This is a genomic window from Ramlibacter sp., from assembly GCA_019635435.1.
Taxonomy (GTDB): domain Bacteria; phylum Pseudomonadota; class Gammaproteobacteria; order Burkholderiales; family Burkholderiaceae_C; genus JAHBZM01.
This window is the reverse complement of the sequence record JAHBZM010000001.1, coordinates 4,275,861-4,296,130: the sequence shown is the minus strand read 5'-3', so window position 1 is coordinate 4,296,130 and position 20,270 is coordinate 4,275,861. Positions and strand designations below refer to the sequence as shown.

The 20,270-nt window shown below is 66.2% G+C and carries 17 protein-coding genes; 13 read left to right on the top strand and 4 right to left on the bottom strand.

Annotated features, from left to right (window positions below; translation table 11 throughout):
• Nucleotides 1-53: 53 nt before the first annotated feature.
• Nucleotides 54-1,145, top strand: coding sequence for a redox-regulated ATPase YchF (gene ychF, locus KF796_21090; protein ID MBX3589135.1), 1,092 nt, complete (start codon nt 54-56; stop codon nt 1,143-1,145).
• Nucleotides 1,146-1,242: 97 nt separating this feature from the next.
• Here the strand turns inward: ychF and KF796_21085 are convergent, their stop codons facing one another.
• On the bottom strand, nt 1,243-1,713 hold the full coding sequence (locus KF796_21085; GenBank protein ID MBX3589134.1) for a DedA family protein: 471 nt from the start codon (nt 1,711-1,713) through the stop codon (nt 1,243-1,245).
• A gap of 110 nt (nt 1,714-1,823) precedes the next feature.
• Between KF796_21085 and dusB the strand changes: the two genes are divergently transcribed.
• From dusB to purH, 3 genes are read left to right on the top strand one after another with little or no spacing between them, the layout of a single operon-like run.
• Nucleotides 1,824-2,873, top strand: coding sequence for a tRNA dihydrouridine synthase DusB (gene dusB, locus KF796_21080; GenBank protein ID MBX3589133.1), 1,050 nt, complete (start codon nt 1,824-1,826; stop codon nt 2,871-2,873).
• Complete coding sequence (locus tag KF796_21075; protein ID MBX3589132.1) at nt 2,870-3,106, top strand: Fis family transcriptional regulator; 237 nt, start codon at nt 2,870-2,872, stop codon at nt 3,104-3,106. The genes dusB and KF796_21075 overlap by 4 nt, the downstream gene beginning before the upstream one ends.
• Before the next feature lie 3 nt (nt 3,107-3,109).
• Nucleotides 3,110-4,684, top strand: a complete 1,575-nt coding sequence (gene purH / locus KF796_21070; GenBank protein MBX3589131.1) for a bifunctional phosphoribosylaminoimidazolecarboxamide formyltransferase/IMP cyclohydrolase — start codon at nt 3,110-3,112, stop codon at nt 4,682-4,684.
• A gap of 68 nt (nt 4,685-4,752) precedes the next feature.
• On the opposite strand, the gene hemL is transcribed toward purH, so the two are convergent.
• Both hemL and KF796_21060 read right to left on the bottom strand, forming a co-directional pair.
• Nucleotides 4,753-6,057 carry a glutamate-1-semialdehyde 2,1-aminomutase gene (hemL, locus tag KF796_21065; protein MBX3589130.1) on the bottom strand — a complete coding sequence of 435 codons (1,305 nt, stop codon included), beginning with the start codon at nt 6,055-6,057 and terminating at the stop codon, nt 4,753-4,755.
• Nucleotides 6,041-6,982, bottom strand: coding sequence for a bifunctional hydroxymethylpyrimidine kinase/phosphomethylpyrimidine kinase (locus tag KF796_21060; protein ID MBX3589129.1), 942 nt, complete (start codon nt 6,980-6,982; stop codon nt 6,041-6,043). Before KF796_21060 ends, hemL begins: the two co-directional genes overlap by 17 nt.
• A 115-nt stretch (nt 6,983-7,097) precedes the next feature.
• Here KF796_21060 and KF796_21055 point away from each other — a divergent pair, with 115 nt between their 5' ends.
• From KF796_21055 to KF796_21030, 6 genes are read left to right on the top strand one after another with little or no spacing between them, the layout of a single operon-like run.
• On the top strand, nt 7,098-7,250 hold the full coding sequence (locus KF796_21055; GenBank protein ID MBX3589128.1) for a rubredoxin: 153 nt from the start codon (nt 7,098-7,100) through the stop codon (nt 7,248-7,250).
• A 60-nt stretch (nt 7,251-7,310) separates the two neighbouring features.
• Entirely contained in the window at nt 7,311-7,709 is a 399-nt protein-coding gene (locus tag KF796_21050) for a response regulator (protein ID MBX3589127.1), read from the top strand.
• On the top strand, nt 7,709-8,074 hold the full coding sequence (locus tag KF796_21045; GenBank protein ID MBX3589126.1) for a response regulator: 366 nt from the start codon (nt 7,709-7,711) through the stop codon (nt 8,072-8,074). The genes KF796_21050 and KF796_21045 overlap by 1 nt, the downstream gene beginning before the upstream one ends.
• Before the next feature lie 16 nt (nt 8,075-8,090).
• Complete coding sequence (locus KF796_21040; GenBank protein ID MBX3589125.1) at nt 8,091-8,624, top strand: chemotaxis protein CheW; 534 nt, start codon at nt 8,091-8,093, stop codon at nt 8,622-8,624.
• A 28-nt stretch (nt 8,625-8,652) separates the two neighbouring features.
• Nucleotides 8,653-10,941 carry a type IV pili methyl-accepting chemotaxis transducer N-terminal domain-containing protein gene (locus tag KF796_21035; protein ID MBX3589124.1) on the top strand — a complete coding sequence of 763 codons (2,289 nt, stop codon included), beginning with the start codon at nt 8,653-8,655 and terminating at the stop codon, nt 10,939-10,941.
• A gap of 39 nt (nt 10,942-10,980) precedes the next feature.
• A complete protein-coding gene (locus KF796_21030; GenBank protein ID MBX3589123.1) occupies nt 10,981-17,100 on the top strand; it encodes an Hpt domain-containing protein in 6,120 nt (2,039 codons plus the stop codon).
• A 43-nt stretch (nt 17,101-17,143) separates the two neighbouring features.
• Here the strand turns inward: KF796_21030 and KF796_21025 are convergent, their stop codons facing one another.
• Nucleotides 17,144-18,640 carry a deoxyribodipyrimidine photo-lyase gene (locus KF796_21025; protein ID MBX3589122.1) on the bottom strand — a complete coding sequence of 499 codons (1,497 nt, stop codon included), beginning with the start codon at nt 18,638-18,640 and terminating at the stop codon, nt 17,144-17,146.
• Between the two features lie 51 nt (nt 18,641-18,691).
• Here KF796_21025 and KF796_21020 point away from each other — a divergent pair, with 51 nt between their 5' ends.
• From KF796_21020 to pyrR, 3 genes are read left to right on the top strand one after another with little or no spacing between them, the layout of a single operon-like run.
• Entirely contained in the window at nt 18,692-19,291 is a 600-nt protein-coding gene (locus KF796_21020; protein ID MBX3589121.1) for a YqgE/AlgH family protein, read from the top strand.
• On the top strand, nt 19,291-19,707 hold the full coding sequence (gene ruvX, locus KF796_21015) for a Holliday junction resolvase RuvX (protein MBX3589120.1): 417 nt from the start codon (nt 19,291-19,293) through the stop codon (nt 19,705-19,707). The genes KF796_21020 and ruvX overlap by 1 nt, the downstream gene beginning before the upstream one ends.
• A gap of 58 nt (nt 19,708-19,765) precedes the next feature.
• Nucleotides 19,766-20,269: a bifunctional pyr operon transcriptional regulator/uracil phosphoribosyltransferase PyrR gene (pyrR, locus tag KF796_21010; protein ID MBX3589119.1), complete on the top strand. Its 504-nt coding sequence runs from the start codon at nt 19,766-19,768 to the stop codon at nt 20,267-20,269.
• The last annotated feature ends 1 nt before the right edge of the window (nt 20,270 follow it).

Here is a 20,270-nt window from a genome sequence, read left to right as displayed (position 1 = left end):
CCGCCGCTGCGACGCATCGCATACACTTTCGGGCTTGATTTTCGGGAACTGTCATGAGCTTGAAGTGCGGCATTGTAGGCCTGCCCAATGTAGGGAAATCCACCTTGTTCAACGCCTTGACCAAGGCGGGGATTGCCGCGGAAAACTACCCCTTCTGCACCATTGAACCCAACGTGGGCATTGTGGAACTGCCCGACCCGAGGCTGGGCCAGCTGGCGCAGATCGTGCAGCCCGAGCGCATCGTGCCGGCCATCGTGGAGTTTGTCGACATCGCCGGCCTGGTGGCGGGCGCGAGCAAGGGCGAGGGCCTGGGCAACCAGTTTCTGGCGCACATCCGCGAGACCGATGCCACCGTCAACGTGGTGCGCTGCTTCGACGACGAGAACGTGATCCACGTGGCCGGCAAGGTCGATCCGATCTCCGACATCGAGGTGATCCAGACCGAACTCTGCCTGGCCGACCTGACCACGGTGGAGAAGGCGCTGCACCGCCACACCAAGACCGCGCGCTCGGGCGACAAGGAGGCGGCCAAGATCGTCGCCATCCTCGAGAAATGCCAGGCGGCGCTGAACCAGGGCACGCCGGTGCGCGCGCTGGAATTCAGCAAGGAAGACCTGCCCCTGGTCAAGCCGCTGTGCCTGATCACGGCCAAGCCCGCGATGTTTGTCGGCAACGTGGCCGAGGACGGCTTTGACAACAACCCCTACCTGGACCGCCTGCGCGAGTACGCCGCGGCGCAGAACGCGCCCGTGGTGGCGATCTGCGCCAAGATGGAAGCCGAGATGGCCGACATGAGCGACGAGGACAAGCAGATGTTCCTGGCCGAGATCGGCCAGGACGAGCCGGGCCTGAACCGCCTGATCCGCGCGGCCTTCAAGCTGCTGGGCCTGCAGACCTACTTCACGGCCGGCGTCAAGGAAGTGCGTGCCTGGACCGTGGCCATTGGCGCCACCGGCCCGCAGGCCGCGGGGGTGATCCACACCGACTTCGAGCGCGGCTACATCCGCGCCCAGACCATTGCCTTTGACGACTTCATCACCTTCAAGGGCGAGCAGGGCGCCAAGGACGCGGGCAAGATGCGCAGCGAAGGCAAGGAGTACATCGTCAAGGATGGCGATGTGATGAATTTCCTGTTCAATGTTTGACACCCCCCGAAGCGCGCTGTGCGCGCCTCCCCCACTGGGGGGCAATGCGGCGGACCGGCGTAGCCGGATCCACGCATTCCCGGTTTGAATCACTGGCTCAAACCGGCCACATGGTCAGCAGCGCCACCGTCATCACCAGGTAGCGCAGGAACTTGCCGATCAGCATGTAGCCCACGCAGGGCCAGAACGGCAGCTTGAGCCAGCCGGCCACCGCGCACAGCGGGTCGCCGACCACGGGCAGCCAGGCCAGCAGGCAGGCCCGGGGGCCGAGCCGCTCCAGCCAGCCCAGCGCGCGCACGTGGCTGGCGGAATGACCCCACCGGTCCACCGCCCGGTGCGTGCCATAGCCCAGCCACCAGTCCACCGCGCCCCCCAGGGTGTTGCCCGCCGTGGCCACGGCAATGGCCGGCCAGAACAGGTCCGGGTTCAGGCGCACCAGCCCGTACAGCGCGGGCTCGGAGCCCAGCGGCAGCAGGGTGGCGGAGACGAAGGACACCACGAACAGCGTGCTCAGCCCGTAGCGGGGAAGCGCGAGCAGCGTGAGCAGTGATTCGAGCCAGGCTTCCATGGGTGGGGCAGTATAGGCAGGTGCCTGGCGGGTGCCGCGCGCATTTCAATTGCTGAAATTTTGGGCAGCTACAATCGTGCCTCATTTTTCAGCAGCTGCATCCCGTCTCCATGAACATCGGTCCCCACACCCTCGCGAACAATCTGTTCGTGGCGCCCATGGCAGGCGTGACCGACCGGCCGTTCCGCCAGCTGTGCAAGGCGCTGGGTGCGGGCTATGCGGTCAGCGAGATGGTGACGTCGCGGCGCGAGCTGTGGAACAGCCTCAAGACCTCGCGCCGGGCCGACCACGCGGGCGAGCCCGGGCCGATCGCCGTGCAGATCGCGGGCACCGACGCGCCCATGATGGCCGAGGCGGCGCTGTACAACATCGACCGCGGCGCGCAGATCATCGACATCAACATGGGCTGCCCGGCCAAGAAGGTCTGCAACAAGTGGGCCGGCTCGGCCCTGATGCAGGACGAAACGCTGGCGCTGGGCATCGTGCAGGCCGTGGTGGACGCGTGCGCGCCGCGCGGCGTGCCGGTCACGCTCAAGATGCGCACCGGCTGGTGCCAGGCGCACCGCAACGCCGTGGCGCTGGCGCGCCTGTTCGAGGACGCGGGCGTGCAGATGCTCACGGTGCATGGCCGCACGCGCGAGCAGGGCTACAGCGGCCAGGCCGAATATGAAACGATTGCCGCGGTCAAGGCCGCGGTGCGCATCCCCGTGGTGGCCAACGGCGACATCACCACGCCGCAAAAGGCGCGCGAGGTGCTGGCGCTGACCGGCGCCGACGCCGTGATGATCGGCCGCGCGGCCCAGGGGCGGCCGTGGATTTTTCGCGAGATCGCGCACTTTCTGGCCACGGGCACCGAGCTCGCGCCGCCGCTGGTGGCCGAGGTGCGGCGCGTCCTGCTGGATCACCTGCTGGACCATTACGCGCTGTATGGCGATTTCACCGGCGTGCGCAGCGCGCGCAAGCACATTGGCTGGTACGTGCGCGAGCTGCCCGGCGGCGCCGCGTTCCGCGCCCGCATGAACCTGCTGGAAGACCGTGACGCCCAATGGCAGGCCGTGGCCGATTACCTGGACGGCCTGGGCCAGGCGATGGACCGCATGCCGGCCGGCACAGGCGGTGCCGGCCTGGGCACCGAGCAAGAGGTGGAAGCAACCGCATGAGCAAGAAACAGATCGAGGAATGCGTTCGCATCAGCCTGGAGGGCTATTTCAAGGACCTGCGCGGCACGGAGCCCGACGGCCTGTACGACATGATGGTCAAGGTGGTCGAGAAGCCGCTGCTGGAGGTGGTGATGATCAAGGCCGACAACAACCAGTCCAAAGCCGCCGAATGGCTGGGCCTGAACCGCAACACGCTGCGCAAGAAACTCGTTGAACACAAGCTTTTGAAATAACCCATGAACGCACTCATTTCCGTTTCCGACAAGACCGGCATCATTGAACTCGCCCAGGCGCTGCATGGCCTGGGGGTCAAGCTCATCTCCACCGGCGGCACGGCCAAATTGCTGGCCGAGCAGGGCCTGCCCGTGACCGAGGTGGCCGAGGTCACCGGCTTCCCCGAAATGCTGGACGGCCGCGTCAAGACGCTGCACCCCAAGGTGCATGGCGGCCTGCTGGCCCGGCGTGATGTGCCGGCCCACATGGCGGCGCTGCGCGAGCATGGCATCGACACCATCGACCTGCTGGTGGTCAACCTCTACCCGTTCGAGGCCACGGTGGCCCGGGCCGGCTGCACGCTGGAGGACGCGATCGAGAACATCGACATCGGCGGCCCGGCCATGGTGCGCAGCGCGGCCAAGAACTGGAAGGACGTGGCGGTGCTGACCGACGCCTCGCAGTACGCGGGCGTGGTCGACGAGCTCAAGGCGGGCGGCCGGATCGGCGAGAAGACGAAATTTGCGCTGGCCGTGGCCGCCTTCAACCGCATCAGCAACTACGACGGCGCCATCAGCGACTACCTCTCGCGCATCCAGGACGATGGCAGCCACTCGCTGTTCCCGGGCCAGGCCAATGGCCGCTTCATCAAGCTGCAGGACCTGCGCTACGGCGAGAACCCGCACCAGCAGGCGGCCTTCTACCGCGACCTGTACCCGGCGCCCGGTTCGCTGGTCACGGCCAAACAGCTGCAGGGCAAGGAGCTGAGCTACAACAACATCGCCGATGCCGACGCGGCCTGGGAATGCGTGAAGAGCTTCACCGACTCGGCTGCCTGCGTCATCGTCAAGCACGCCAACCCCTGCGGCGTGGCCGTGGGCGCCGATGCGCTGGAGGCCTACAGCAAGGCCTTCAAGACCGACCCGACCTCGGCGTTTGGCGGCATCATCGCGCTGAACCGCACGCTGGACGGCCCGGCCGCGCAGGCCATCAGCAAGCAGTTTGTCGAGGTGCTGATGGCGCCGGCCTTCACATCGGAGGCGCTGGAGGTGTTCAAGGCCAAGGCCAATGTGCGCATCCTGCAGATCGACCTGCCGCCGGGCGGCGCGACCGACTGGGACAACGGCCGCAACCTCATGGACGTCAAGCGCGTGGGCTCGGGCCTGCTGATGCAGACCGCCGACAACCACGAGCTCACGCTGGCCGACCTCAAGGTGGTCACGCAGAAGGCGCCGACGCCGCAGCAATTGCAGGACCTGCTGTTTGCCTGGAAGGTGGCCAAGTACGTGAAGTCCAATGCCATCGTGTTCTGCCAGGGCGGCATGACCATGGGCGTGGGCGCGGGCCAGATGAGCCGGCTCGACTCCGCGCGCATCGCCAGCATCAAGGCCGGTCACGCCGGCTTGTCATTGCAGGGCACGGTGGTGGCCAGCGACGCGTTCTTCCCGTTCCGCGACGGGCTCGATGTGGTGGTCGATGCGGGCGCGACCTGCGTGATCCAGCCCGGTGGCAGCATGCGCGATTCTGAGGTCATTGACGCGGCCAACGAGCGCGGCGTGGCCATGGTGTTTTCAGGCGTGCGCCACTTCCGGCACTGATTTTTTCCCGGGTTTCAAGCGAAAAAGGCCTGGAGTCCAGGACTGGCGGCCTTGGTGCGCTATGAAATTCAGAGCAACTTGAAAACCTCGCGGGCCGCTGCGACGGTCTGCGCAATGTCGGCGTCGCTGTGGGCGGCGCTGATAAAGCCGGCTTCGTAGAGCGCGGGCGCGATGTAGACGCCCCGCTCCAGCAGGCCATGGAACAGGGTGTTGAAGCGGGCGCCATCGCTCTTCATCACGGCCGGGTAGTTCTGCGGCAGCGCGTCCAGCAGGAAGAAGCCGAACATGCCGCCCTCGCAATCGGCGCTGAAGGCCACGCCTTCGGCCTGGGCGGCCTCGCTCAGGCCGGCCACCAGGGAGCGCGTTTGCGCCGACAGCTCTTCAAAGAAGCCCGGCTTGCGGATTTCGCGCAGCGTGGCCAGGCCGCAGGCCGTGGCCACCGGGTTGCCCGACAGCGTGCCGGCCTGGTAGACCGGCCCGAGCGGGGCCAGTTGCTCCATGACCGCGCGGGGCCCGCCAAACGCGGCCAGCGGCATGCCGCCGCCGATCACCTTGCCCATCACCGTGAGGTCGGGCCTGAAGCCCGGCAGCGCCGCGGCGTAGACCGCCTGGGCGCCGCCCAGCGCGACGCGAAAGCCGGTCATGACTTCGTCAAACACCAGCAGCGCGCCGTGCTGGGTGCACAGCTCGCGGCAGCGCTGCATGAACGGCAGGCTGGCGCGCACGAAATTCATGTTGCCCGCAATCGGCTCGATCATCAGGCAGGCCAGGTCGGCGCCGTGCACCGCAAAGGCCTCCTCGAGCTGCGCGACGTTGTTGTACTCGAGCACCAGGGTGTGCTGCACCACCTCGGGTGGCACGCCCGCGCTGGTGGGGTTGCCGAAGGTGGCCAGGCCCGAGCCGGCCTTGACCAGCAGGGCGTCGGCGTGGCCGTGGTAGCAGCCCTCGAACTTGATCAGCTTGCTGCGCCGGGTCGCGCCGCGCGCGAGCCGGATCGCGCTCATGGCCGCCTCGGTGCCCGAGCTGACCAGCCGCACCATCTCCATGGACGGCACCAGGGCGAGGATCTCCTCGGCCAGCTCGATCTCGCGCTCGGTCGGCGCGCCATAGGAAAAGCCCTCGAGCACGGCCTTTTGCACGGCGTCAACCACGGCGGGGTGGCCGTGGCCCAGGATCATCGGGCCCCAGGAGCCGATGTAGTCGATATAACGCCGGTCGTTGGCGTCCCAGAAATATGCACCCTGGGCGCGCTGCACGAAACGGGGGGTGCCGCCGACCGCGCGGAAGGCGCGCACCGGGGAATTGACGCCGCCGGGAATGTACTGGCGGGCGCGCTCAAACAGGGCCAGGTTGCGGTCAGTGCTTGGTGTCATGGGGTGGGAGGGCAAAGCCCTGCAGGGCGTCGACGGGGTCGTCCGAGGCGTCTTCGTCCCCGGTCTCGGGTTGGGCCCAGAACAGGCGGTCGGGCAGCACATTGCCCATGCCGGGCCGGAAACCGCCGTCCAGGCAGCGGTCCAGGTAGCTGAGGGCCTCGGTGGTGGCGGCCTCCAGGTCGCTGCCGCTGGCCAGCAGGGCCGCCAGCGCGGCCGACAGCGTGTCGCCAGCACCCGAGAACACCGCCTCGAAACGCTCGAATTTTTCGCTGCCCAGCACGGTCTGTGGCGTGGCCAGCACGTTGTCCACGAACTGGTCGGGCAGGGGAATGCCGGTCACCAACGTGTACGGAACACCTACTTCAGACGCAGCCTTGGCGATGTCGCGCGCACCCGGCGGGCGGTCGCTGCCCCAGTCCGGCAGCAGCCAGCGCCACAGGGTGCTGTGGTTTCCTACCAACACGGTGGTTTGCGGCAGCAACAGCTCGCGAAACGCGTCCAGGTAGCCGTCGATCTGGTCTTCGTTCCACCAGGAAAGATTGGGCATGTAGGCCACCAGTGGTACGTCGGCGTAGTCGGCGGCGATCTCGGCGATGGCCGAAATCACTTCGGGCGTGCCCACGAACCCGACCTTGATCACCTGCACCGGAACGTCTTCAAGAATGGTGCGGGCCTGCTCGGTCACGGCCTCTTCGTCAAAGGAGAAATGGTCGAATATCTCGGCCGTGTCACGGGCGTAGGCGCCGGTCACCACGGGCAGGGCGTGGGCGCCGACCGAGGCCACGGCGGACACGTCGCCGGCCAGGCCGCCCGCGCCGCTCGGGTCGCTGGCATTGAAGACCATCACACAGGCCGGATTGACCTGGTCGTCATCGTCTTCCCCGGGGGGGCTGGACGGCGGAAGCGGGGAATTGGGGTTTGTCATAGGCCTGAATCCAGCAGGGGGCGGCGGCTTGTGCGCGGCTCGGTCACAGTGCCTCGATACAATCGTTGCATTCTATGCGAAGGCCCTTTAAGCTGTGACCGAAACTAAAACTTGGATGTGTCTGATCTGCGGGTGGATTTACGATGAAGCCACCGGAGCTCCCGATCATGGACTGGCACCCGGAACCCTGTGGGCCGATGTGCCGATGAACTGGACCTGCCCTGAATGCGGCGCCCGCAAGGAAGATTTTGAAATGGTTCAGATTTAGGGGCCGCACGGCCAATAACGTGCGCCCCGGCGTCGTTGAAAGAATGAGGAGCAGCGCCAAGTGAGCACGAATGGATCAGGCTTCAAGGTCCTGGTGATTGACGACAGCAACACCATCCGCCGCAGCGCCGAGATTTTCCTCAAGCAGGGCGGCCACGAGGTCATGCTTGCCGAGGATGGCTTTGACGCGCTCGCCAAGGTCAACGATTACCTGCCCAATCTGATCTTCTGCGATATCCTCATGCCCCGTCTCGATGGCTACCAGACCTGCGCCATCATCAAGCGCAACGCGAAATTCGCCTCGGTGCCGGTTGTGATGCTCTCGTCCAAGGACGGTGTTTTTGACAAGGCGCGCGGCCGCATGGTCGGCTCGCAGGACTATTTGACCAAACCGTTCACCAAGGACCAGTTGCTGCAGACCGTTCAGCAATTTGGTGCCATTCAACAAGGAGTAGCGTGATGCCGATACACAAGGTATTGGTCGTGGATGATTCCAAGACCGAATTGATGTTCATGACCGACCTGCTGCAGAAGAACGGCTTTGCCGTCAAGACAGCAGAAAACGCCGAAGACGCCTTCCGCCGCCTGGGCGAGGAAAAGCCGGACCTGATCCTCATGGACGTGGTGATGCCCGGCCAGAACGGCTTCCAGCTGACCCGCGCGATCACCCGCGATCCGCTGTACGCCGATGTGCCCATCATCATGTGCACCAGCAAGAACCAGGAAACTGACCGGGTCTGGGGCATGCGCCAGGGCGCCCGCGACTACATCACCAAGCCGGTGGACGCCGACGAGCTGATGGCCAAGATCAAAGCCCTCAGCTGATTGACGCTCACAACGCATGGCCAACCGAGAAGCACTCCGCGAACTTCAAAGCCGCCTGGCCACCCGTTTGCAGGCGGCCCGAACCGAAGGTGTGGCCGCCTCCTGGCTGGCCGTGGAAGCGGCCGGGGCGAAGTACCTGTTTCCGTTGTCGCAGTCGGGGGAGATTTTCCCGTGGACCAGCGCCCAGCCCGTGCCCTACACCCACAACTGGTTTCTGGGCGTGGCGAATCTGCGGGGCGGGCTGTTTGGCGTGGTCGATCTGGCCAGCTTCGTGAGCGGTGGCGCTCCCGCGGCCCGCACCGAGCTGGCGCGCTCCGAGTCGCGTCTGGTCGCGCTGAACGCCCTGCTTGAGATCAACTGCGCGCTGCTGATTGACCGGCTGGCGGGCCTGCGCAACATGGAAGCCTTCACGGCATCGAATGCCCCCCCAGAAGGGGCTCCCGGCTTTTTTGGCAACGGGTACACCGACGCCCAAGGCGCGCACTGGCAGGAAATCAATCTGCAGGCGCTGTCGCAACAACCTCAATTCCTGAGCATTAGCGCCTCGTAGCGCTCCAGTTTTCCCGGAAGGCTGCATCATGTCCGTCGTTGATCAACTCAAAAAACTTTTCTCCAAGAAGCCCGCGGAATCCGAGGCCAACCTGAGTCTGGCCATGCCCGAAGGCTCGATGGACCCCCTGGCCACCGGCGCCCTGAGCGCCACGGTGTCCATGGCCTCCGCGGACGACAAGCCCGATGAATCGGGGCAGAGCCGCATCGCGGACGAGCAGCCGTTCGAGCCCACGCCGGTCGACGACACCGAGCTGGTGTCGGTCCCCATCCTGGGCCGCCGCACCATTGTCCAGCACCAGCGCATCCTGTTCATTTTGCTGGCCCTGGCGCTTGGCGTGCTGGGCGCGGTGACGGTGGTCGCGCTGAACCAGGCCGACCGCGTCGCCCAGCAGGTGGCCGGTACCGGCCAGTCGCTGATGCAGTCGCAGCGCCTTGCCAAGTCCGTGTCGCAGGCGCTGGTGGGCAGCGCGCAGGCCTTCCCCGACGTGAAGGAGAGCGCGGACGTGCTCGCCAGGACGGTGCGGGGCCTCGCTGCCGGTGACGAGCAGCTTCGCCTGCAGCCGGTGTCGGCCGAGCTGCAGGAGGACGTCACCAAGATCACCCCCCTGATGGAGCGCGCCGAGAAAAATGCCGGCACCGTGATGGGCCAGCAGAAAATTCTGACGCAGGTGGGCAACGCCCTGCGCACCATCAACCGCCAGTCGTCCGACCTGCTGGAAATTGCCGAGACGGTGTCGTCGCTGAAACTCCAGCAGAACGCGCCGCCGGCCGAGATTTCAGCCGCCGGCCAGCTGGTGATGTTGACGCAGCGTATTGGTAAATCCGCCAACGAATTCCTGACGATGGAAGGCGTGTCGCCCGAGGCCGTGTTCCTGCTGGGCAAGGACTTGAACTCCTTCAAGGAAATTGCCCAGGGCCTGCTCGACGGCAGCCCCGAGTTGCGCCTTGCCGGCTCCAAGGATGAGCAGACGCGCGAGCGTCTTGATGCGCTGATGAAGCTGTATGAACAGACCCGCAGCCAGGCTGGCGCCATTCTGGGCAACCTGCAGGGCCTGGTGTCTGCGCGCGAAGCGCAGTCGGCCATTATTGCGGACAGCGAGCCGCTGCGCCGCTCGCTGGAAGACCTGCAGGGCAAGCTGTCGGCCCAGACCGGCCTGGGTGCCGGGGCCCTGGCCGCGTTGGCTATTTCCGCCGTGTTCGCCATTCTTTGCGCGGTGGGTCTCGCTTACGTGCAGCTGCAGGACAGCCGCAAGCGCCAGGTGGTTGCCGAGCAGCAGCGGCTGGAAGCCGAGGGCCAGGAGCAGGAAGCCAAGCGCGTGAATGACGCCAACCAGGCGGCCATTTTGCGGTTGATGAACGAATTGCAGACAGTGGCCGAAGGCGACTTGACCCAGGAAGCCACGGTGACCGAGGACATCACGGGCGCCATCGCCGACTCGGTGAACTACACGGTGGAAGAGTTGCGGCAGCTGGTGGGCAACGTGCAGAACACGGTCACCAAGGTGGCGCAGACGACGGCCCAGGTGGAAAGCACGTCCACCGAGCTGCTGGCGGCCTCGACCGAGCAGCTGCGTGAAATTCGCGAAACCGGCCAGTCGGTGCTCGACATGGCAGGGCGAATCAACCAGGTGTCCGGGCAGGCGCAGGAATCAGCCCAGGTGGCCCGTCAGTCACTGGTGGCCGCAGAGTCCGGCCTGCAGGCTGTGCAGAACGCCATCGGCGGTATGAACTCCATCCGCGACCAGATTCAGGAAACTTCCAAGCGGATCAAGCGGCTGGGTGAATCGTCCCAGGAGATTGGTGAAATTACCGAGCTGATCTCGGACATTACCGAACAGACGAACGTGCTGGCCCTGAACGCCGCCATCCAGGCGGCGTCAGCCGGTGAAGCCGGGCGAGGCTTCTCGGTGGTGGCCGAAGAAGTGCAGCGGCTGGCTGAACGTTCCGCAGACGCCACGCGCCAGATTTCGGCGCTGGTGAAAGCCATTCAGACCGACACCCAGGATGCGGTGGCCGCCATGGAGCGCTCCACGCAGGGTGTGGTGGAAGGGGCCAAGCTGTCCGACAACGCGGGTACCGCGCTGACCGAGATTGACCAGGTGTCACGCAAACTGGCCGACCTGATTGAGCAGATTTCCAACTCTGCCTCCAAGGAAGCCGAGTCCGCCAACGTGGTGGCCGGCAACATCCAGCACATTTTCGCGGTGACGGAGCAGACGGGTGAAGGCACGCGGTCCACCGCACAGCAGGTGCGCGAACTGTCCCGGATGGCCGAGGAACTTCGCCAGTCGGTGTCCCGATTCAAGATCGCCTGATTTCGGGCCTGACCCACCGCTTCCAGTCAGAGTGTGTCCATGCAATCCACTGAAACCGATATTGACCTGGCGGTGAATGACCTTGGGCCACTGGCCTGGGTGCTTGATGAGTTGCGCAAGTCGCTCGACACCGCCGCCAGCGCGCTGCGCCGATTTGTGCGCGATGCCGATCAGGCGCGTGGCTCTGACCTCGCCTCGGTCGATGGTGGGCAACTGCGCATTGCGCGGCAGCAGCTGCACCAGGCCGTGGGCGCCCTGGAAATGGTGGGCCTGGGTGCGCCCGCCCACATGCTGCGCGCCATGGAGTCGGCCGCCCAGAAATTTGTGGAGCGTCCCGAGCTGTGCAGCGAAGCGTCCGCGGCCAAAATCGAACGCGCCGGGTTCGCGCTGACCGAATACCTCGAAGGTGTGCTGCATGGCAAGCCGGTGGCTGCCGTCGCGTTGTTTCCTCAATACCGCGATGTGCAGGAGCTGGCCGGCGCGGACCGCATTCATCCGGCCGATCTCTGGACCCTGGATTGGCGCTGGATCGATCCGGAAATGCATATTTCGCAGGAGCCGCTGTCCTACGACGCTGCCGTGCGCACACGGATGGATCACGGTGTGCTCAAGATCGTCAAGAGCGCGGATGCGCAGGCCGCGCATGGCCTGACCAATATCTGCCTGGGTCTTGCGGCGACGCAGACCGCCAAGCAGCCCAAGATTTTCTGGAAGATTTCAGCCGCCTATTTTGAGGCCGTCTCGCTGGGGCTGTTGCCCTCGGAGCTGTACGTCAAGCGCGCTGCCTCCCGGATCCTCCAGCAGTATGCGGCGCTGGCCAAGGGCGAGCAGGGCGTGTCCGACCGGCTGGCGCAGGACCTGCTGTTCTTCTGTGCCCAGGCCGTTCCCCTGCGCACGACCGACGCGCCTTCGCTGTCGGCCGTGCGCCTGGCCTGGGGCCTTGCCCGCTTCAAGCCGGTGGACTACCTCAAGCCGCAGTTTGGCCGCTTTGACCCCGTCCTGCTGGCGCAGGCACGCAAGCGCATCACCTCGGCCAAGGAAACCTGGTCGGCGTTGTCGGGGGGCGATGCCAACAAGCTCAAGGCCGTGGCCGACCAGTTCAACCTGGTGACGGACTCACTGGTCAAGCTGCATCCAGCCAGCAGCAGCCTGGCGCAGGCCCTGACCAACGCCATGGATGCCACCGTGCGATCCGGCAAGCCGCCTTCCACCGAATTGGCCATGGAAGTGGCCACCGCCGTCCTTTACCTGGAGGCCGCCTTCGAGGATCTCGACCCTTCCGACTCCCAGCTGGTCGTGCGCACCACCCGGCTCGCCGAAAGGCTGGAGGGGGTCCGTAGCGGGGGGCAGCCCGAGCCGCTGGAGTCCTGGATGGAGGAGCTCTACCGCCGCGTGAGTGACCGCCAGACCATGGGCAGCGTGGTGGGCGAGCTTCGCTCCACGCTGTCGGAGCTTGAAAAACTGCTTGACCAGTTTTTCCGTGATCCCAGTCAAAAAGGCCCGTTGCGCGATGCGCCCTCGCACCTGTCGCAGATGCGTGGCGTTTTGTCCGTTCTGGGGCTGGACCAGGCCGCTCAGGCCGTGCTGCGCATGCGCGAGAGCGTCGAGGAGATTCTGGTCACCGAGGTCGACGAGGAAAAGGCACGGGCCGCGGGCACCTTCGACAAGCTGGGCAACAACCTGGGCGCGCTCGGCTTCCTGATCGACATGCTCAACTACCAGCCGGCGCTGGCCAAGAAACTGTTCGTGTATGACGACGCGCTGGGGGAGCTCAAGCCCCTCATGGGCCGCGCCTCCCACACGGCGGCCGATGCGGCCGCCACGGTCAGCGTGGGCGCGGACATCCTGTCCCAGGAAGTGCGTTCCGTGGTCCAGCAGGCGGGCGCCGGGGACACTGAAAACACGCTGTCGATCAAGCTCGACACCATCGCGACCCAGGCGGTGCTCAATGAGCGGCCGGGACTGGCCCACTCGGCCAGGGAGGCCGCCGCGGCCGTGACCGCGCATGGCGCCGGTGCCGCGCTGGTCGCGCTGGACCAGCTGGCCGCCGCCGTCACGCCGGCTCCGGTGGCACAGGAATCCAGCGAATCGGACATCGAAGAAGACGATCTGCGCGACATCTTCCTCGAGGAGGCGCGCGAAGTGGTGCAAAACGGACTTCAGGCGCTGGGTGCACTGGAGTCCGATCCGGGCAACATGGCTGACATGACGACACTGCGCCGGGCGTTCCACACGCTCAAGGGCAGTTCGCGCATGGTGGGCTTGACCGAGTTTGGCGAAGCCGCCTGGTCCATGGAGCAACTGCTCAATGCCTGGCTCGCGGACCAGAAGCCGTCGAACGACGAGTTGCGGACCCTCGCGAGTGATGCCATGCACGGCTTCGGCCGCTGGGTCGAAGACATTGCCGCAGGGACCGATGCAGCCTGGAAATCAGGGATGTTCCGCACGTCGGCCGATGCGCTGCGAACCGAGCATCGTCTGCAACCCCTGGCGTTGCCCGCAGCGGTCGCTGCCGCGGCGGCGCCGCTGGTCACGCCCAGCGCTGATGTGACCGCAGAGGTCGAGTTGCCGGCCGGGCCCGCCGAGGATCTGCCAGTGGAGGTGCCGCCAACCCAGCCCGAGGCCTCGCCCGAAGATCCTTTCGGATTTGACCTGGGCCCGGTCGAGCTGGAGGTGGCCGAGGCAGCGCCGGTTCCCACCGATGATCTGGAGGCCGCCTTCGATTTTGATCTGGGCGTCACGGCGTCTGACGCCGCGCAAGGCCCGGCGGGCGAGCTGGCCGTGCCCGGCGACATCGACGGCATTGATTTCGAGAGCCTGTCCGCGCTGTCGGCGCAAGCTCCCGCGCCCGTGGTGGAGGCCCCTGAGCCCGTCGCGGTGCCCGAGGTCCCGGTCGAACCCGTGGCTTCGCAGGCTCCGGACGCCGCGCCCGACGAGCTTGTGTTGCCGGAGGCACTTGGTGACCTTGCCGCAACAGACGGGCCTCATGCCGCCGAGTTGACGGAGCCTGAGCCTGAATCACAGGCAACGCCGGTGGAGGAGCAGGTCAAGGTCATTGGCTCGTTGCGCATTGGCATCCCGTTGTACAACGTGTACCTGAATGAGGCCGATGAGTGGTCCAGGCGCCTGGGAACCGAGTTGACCGAGTGGTCACTTGAACTCAATCAACCGGTGTCGGATGCGGCCGTGGGCCTGGCCCATGCACTGGCGGGGAGTTCGGCAACCGTGGGCTTCCATGCGCTGTCCGAGATGGCGCGCGCGCTTGAATACGCCTTGATGCATGCCCAGCCGCAATCCAGGGGGCTGCCGGAACAGGCGAGCGCATTTGTGGCCGCGGCCGAAGACATCCGGCGCCTGTTGCACCAGTTCGCGGCCGGTTTCCTCAAGGAACCCGACGCCCAGGTGCTGGCCTCATTGCAGGCCCTGAAGGACCTTGAAATTCCCGCGGCATTGCTCGAAACCCCCGAGCCCGAGTCGGTCTTGCCAGCGCAGGACGATGACGCCTTTGATGTCCCCGATTTTTCGATGACGGCAGCGCTTGCAGGCGCCGCCGTCACCGACAAGCCCGCGCCGGCCGGGATTCCCGTGCCGCAGCCTGAGCCCGAAGCCGCGCCTGTGGCCATGCCGGTCGCGCCGGTGCTCGCGACGCCTGCGGTGCCCGCTCCCGCCATGATGCCGCTGTCCACGCCGCCGGTAGTGGATCGTCGGCCAGAGCCGGCACCGACCCGCGTGACGCTGGGCGGTGGCCGGGAGCAGGAAGATGACATCGATGCCGTTGACGCGGTCGATCCCGACCTTTTCCCGATCTTCGAGGAAGAGGCCAATGAGCTGATGCCACAGCTGGGTGGCGCCTTGCGGCAATGGGCTGCCGCCCCGGGCAATCGTTCCGCTCGCGATGAAGTTCTGCGGGCCCTGCATACGCTCAAGGGCAGCGCCCGTCTGGCGGGCGCCCTGCGGCTGGGTGAACTGGCCCACCGCATGGAGTCCGAAATCGAGGAGTTGGGCTCGGATGCCGCGTTGCTGCCGTCCCAGCTGGAACCCCTGCTGCACCGCTTCGACGGGGTCCAGGCGAACTTCGACGCGCTGTGCGCCACCGGCGGGTTGCCTCCGGCGCCCGTGGTGGAAGAAGCGCCGGCCCCTGTGGCCGCGGTCGCCGCCGAGCAGGCTCCGGTCAGGAAGGCTGCTGATTTGCCGCCGCTGGAGGCCGCGCCCGTCATCCAGACGCGCCCTGCCGTGGCCCTGCCCGCCACGTCGGTGCTGGCGCCGCTGCGGGCGGCCTCGAATCAGGCCGTGCGCGTTCGTTCACAGCTGCTGGATCGTCTGGTGAATCAGGCCGGCGAAGTCATGATCACCCGTTCTCGCCTGGAGGCCGAGCTCAGCCAGCTGCGCGGGTCGCTGGGCGACCTGAGCGGCAACCTGGACCGCTTGCGCGCGCAACTTCGCGACATCGAGCTGCAGGCAGAGTCGCAAATGCAGTCGCGGCTGGCGCAGGCCAAGGATTCGGCGGCCGGCTTCGACCCCCTGGAATTTGACCGGTTCACCCGGGTCCAGGAGTTGACCCGCATGATGGCGGAATCCGTCAACGACGTGGCCACGGTGCAGCGCAATCTGCAGCGCACCGTCGAGGCGACGGAAGACGACCTGATTGCCCAGGCCCGCCAGACCCGCGAACTGCAACGCGACCTGTTGCGCACGCGCATGGTCGAGTTCGAAAGCATCTCGGACCGCCTCTACCGTGTGGTGCGGCAGGCGGGCAAGGACACCGGCAAGCAGGTCAAGCTGGACTTGACCGGGGGCTCGATCGAAATGGACCGCGGCGTGCTGGACCGCATGACGCCCGCCTTCGAGCACCTGCTTCGCAATTGCGTGGCCCATGGCATCGAGGCTGCCGCCGAGCGCGTGCAGGCGGGCAAAGACGCCAACGGCACCATCCTGATCAACCTTCATCAGGAAGGCAATGACGTTTCGGTGGAGTTCCGCGATGATGGTGCCGGGCTCAACTTGCCGCGCATTCGCGAAAAAGCGCTGCAACAGGGGCTGATCACCGCCGACCAGCAGATCAGCGACGCCGATGCGGCCAACCTGATCTTCATGCCAGGCTTCTCCACGGCGGCCCAGGTGACCGAGCTCGCCGGGCGCGGCATTGGCATGGACGTGGTGCGGTCGGAGGTCAACGCCCTGGGCGGACGCATCGAAACCTCGACCGAGACCGGCAAGGGGACCAATTTCAAGCTGGTGCTGCCACTGACCACGGCGGTGACGCAGGTGGTGATGCTGCGCTCGGGCAACCTGTCGATCGGCGTGCCCGCCAACATTGTGGAACTGGTGCGCCGCGCAACGGCCGCGGAACTTGAACAGGCCTACAAGACCGGGACCTTCGAATTCGGCGGCGAGGCGCTGCCTTTCTTCTGGTCGGGGGCGCTGCTGCAGTCCTCATCGCGAAGCGTGGAGGCCCAGGCCCGGACGCTGCCCGTGATGGTGTTCCGAAGCGCCGCCCAGCGTGTCGCCGTGCACGTGGATGAAGTGCTGGGCAACCAGGAAGTGGTGGTGAAGAACCTGGGGCCGCAGCTCGCGCGTCTGCCGGGCCTGGCCGGCATGACGGTGCTGGCGTCCGGCGCGGTGGTCCTGATCTACAACCCCGTGGCGTTGAGTTCCGTTTACGGTGAGCAGGCCCGCCTGATCAGTGCGAGCCAGAACCAGCCTGAGGCCAAGGCGGAAGATGCCGGCGTCAAGCCCGCCGCCAGTTCGCCCTCTGCCGCCGTCATGCAGGCCCCGCCCCAGATTCCGCTGGTCATGGTGGTGGACGATTCCATCACCGTGCGCCGCGTGACCCAGCGCCTGCTGCAACGCGAAGGCTACCGGGTGTCGCTGGCCGCGGACGGCTTGCAGGCCTTGGAGCGGCTGGCCGAGGAACTGCCCACCGTGGTGCTGTCCGACATCGAGATGCCGCGCATGGACGGCTTCGATCTGGCCCGCAACATCCGGGGTGACGACCGCCTCAAGCACCTGCCCATCATCATGATCACCTCACGCATTGCCGAGAAGCACCGCGAGCATGCGATGGAGCTGGGGGTGAACAACTACCTGGGCAAGCCCTACTCCGAAGAGGAGCTGCTGAGCCTGGTGCGCCATTACTGCGGCCTGGAAGTCATGGCCTGATGGCCTTATGGCCCGCTGGTCCTTGACTGGCGGGCATGAGGTGCTATTTTTTTGGTAGCGGCTCGCGCACCACGGCGTACCGCTTCAAGGTCCGCTCCCGGGCTTCCTCGTGCATGACCACGGGGTGCGGGTAGGTTTTTCCAAGCTCAACACCGGCTGCCAGCAGTTCCATCGGCGAGGCTTTCCAGGGCTGGTGCAGGGCTGCGTCGGGCAGGCCCGCGAGTTGCGGCAGGTACCGGCGGATGAATTTTCCGTCGGCGTCAAAGCGCTGGCTTTGCGTGACCGGGTTGAAGATGCGGAACCAGGGCTGGGCGTCGCACCCGCTGGAACTGGCCCATTGCCAGCCCCCGTTGTTGGCCGCGAGGTCGAAGTCGTTCAGTTTCATGGCGAAGTACTGCTCGCCACGGCGCCAGTCCAGACCGAGGTCCTTGCACAGGAAGCTGGCCACCACCATGCGCAGCCGGTTGTGCATGTAGCCGGTCTGGTTGAGTTGCGTCATGGCCGCATCGACCAGCGGATACCCGGTGCGGCCTTCGCACCAGGCCTGGTACAACGTGTCGGCATTGCGCCCGTGCTCCCACTTGATGGCGTCGAATTCGGGCTTGAAGGACCGGCTCAAGCCATCGCTGGCGTTGGCCACATGCGGGAAGTTGACCAGGATCTGGAAGTAGAAGTCGCGCCAGATCAACTCACCCAGCCAGGTGGCGGCGCCCGCGCTGCCCTGCTGTGCCCGGGCGTGGGCCAGGCCAGCGAGCTCGCGGATGGACAGGGTGCCAAAGCGCAGGTGCACGCTGAGGTAACTGGGGCCCTTGAGCGCGGGGAAGTCCCGGGTGTCGCCATAGCGGTCCATGCGCTGGACAAAGTCCGTCAGCAACTGGCGGCCGCCCGTGGCACCCGTGGGGATCTTGAGTTGCGCAAGATTGGTTTGTGTGAAGCCGATGGCCTGCAACGAAGGAACCGGCGCGTCCAGCCCCACCGGGCGGGGTGCCAGCGCCGACTGGTAGTCATCCACCGGGTAGGGCTTGAGATAAAAGGCGGTGAGCTTGCGCAGCCAGGCATTCTTGTAAGGCGTGAACACCACATAGGGCTTGCCGCCTTGAGTGAGCAGTTCCTCGCGTTCGAACACCACCTGGTCCTTGGCGGTGTGCAGCCCGATGCCGGCATCGGCCAGTGCGCCGCGGACCTGGGCATCGCGCGTGATGGTCTGGGGTTCGTAGTCGTGGTTGGCGAAAACGGCCTGAACGCCCAGCTGACGGGCCAGGCGCACGACCTCCTGGGCTGCGGCGGCGTGCCGGACGATCAGGCCTCCCGTTTCATGGCCCGACCGCGCGCGCAGATCCTGGTCCAGTTCCACCAGCGATTCGCGGATGAAGTCCACCCGCCGGTCTTCGCGCGGCAGCGGATCCAGGATCGCCCGGTCAAAAATGAAGACGCAGTGAACCTGCCGGCAAGCCTTGAGGGCGTGATACAGCGCGGCATTGTCCGCCGCGCGCAAATCGCGGCGAAACCACATCAATCCGACGCCATAGGCTTTGTTCATGGGCTCACCCCGGCGCGCGGCTGCCCGGCGGGCAGGGGTAAAATTCGCGCCATGCCTGCGGATTCTGCCCCCATCAACCTGACGCATCACTTCCTGATCGCGATGCCCGGGCTGGAGGATGAGGCTTTCGCGCGCAGCGTGGTGTATCTGTGCGAGCACAGCGAACGCGGCGCGCTCGGCTTGGTCATCAACAAGCCCAGCGACATCAATCTCAAGGGCCTGTTCGACAAGGTGGAGCTTCCGCTGCGCCGCGACGACCTGTCCGACACGCCCGTGTTCCAGGGTGGGCCGGTGCAGACCGAACGTGGCTTCGTGCTGCACGAACCGATTTTTTCCGATGGCGCGCCCTCCGACGAATCGGTCTATGCCTCCACCATGACGATCCCGGGCGGGCTGGAGATGACCACCTCCAAGGACGTTCTGGAAGCGCTGTCCACCGGCGCCGGTCCCCGCAAGGTGCTGGTGTCACTGGGCTATTCGGCCTGGGGCGAGGGCCAGCTCGAATCGGAGCTTGCCGAGAACAGCTGGCTGACCGTGGGCGCGGACCTGGCGGTCATTTTCGACACGCCCGTTGACCAGCGCTATGCGCGGGCGCTCAAGCTCCTGGGCCTGGAGGCCTGGATGCTGTCGCCTGACGCGGGGCATGCGTGATGGGCGCGTGCGCCGTGGCCGACGTTTCCCTTCAACACCAGACTTTTCTCGCTTTTGACTTCGGCCTCAAACGCACCGGCGTTGCCACGGGCACGCGGCTGCTGAAGACCGCGCAGCCCCGTGGCACGCTGCGCGCCGAAGGCGATGCCCGCTGGCCCCTGGTCGAGCAGCAGATCCGGGAGTGGCAGCCCGACGCGCTGGTGGTGGGGGTCCCCTTCCACCCCGATGGCGCAAGCCACGACAATACGCTGCGCGCGCGCAAATTCGCGCGCCAGCTGCAGGGGCGTTTCCATTTGCCGGTCTACGAAGTGGACGAGCGCTACAGCACCACCGAGGCCCTGGAGGCCGGCGCCAAGGACGCTGACGCCGCGGCGGCCTGCATCATCCTGGAACAGTTTTTGAGGAGTTTGCCGTGAACCACCGCGTCTGCACGGCCGTGCGGCATGTCCGCGATGGCCGCAAGGAGTGTCACCCATGAGTACGCTGGTCCTGAATGCGGAGGCCTTGTACGGCGAGTTGTTGCGCGGCGTGCGGCGCCTGAAGACCGGCGAGGCGCAGCTGGTCGGCATCGCCTCGGGCGGCGCCTGGCTGGCCGAGCGCCTGCAGCGTGATCTGGGGCTGCCCGGCGAGGCTGGCGTGATCTCCTCCGCCATGCACCGCGACGACTTTGCCCAGCGCGGCCTGACCGCGGCGGCGCAGCAGACGCAGCTGGGGTTCGACGTCAATGGCGCCCACATCATCCTGATGGACGATGTGCTCTACACGGGGCGGACCATCCGCGCCGCCCTCAACGAACTGTTTGACTACGGCCGGCCCGCCAGCGTTGTGCTGGCCGTGCTGGTGGACCGGGGCGGCCGTGAGTTGCCGGTGCAGGCTGACTTTGCCGCGGCGCGGGTGGCGCTGCCCGACACCCAATCGCTCGAACTGGCCCGCAATGACGACGGGCAGTTCAGCTTCCGCGTCGAGGAAGGCCCGTAAA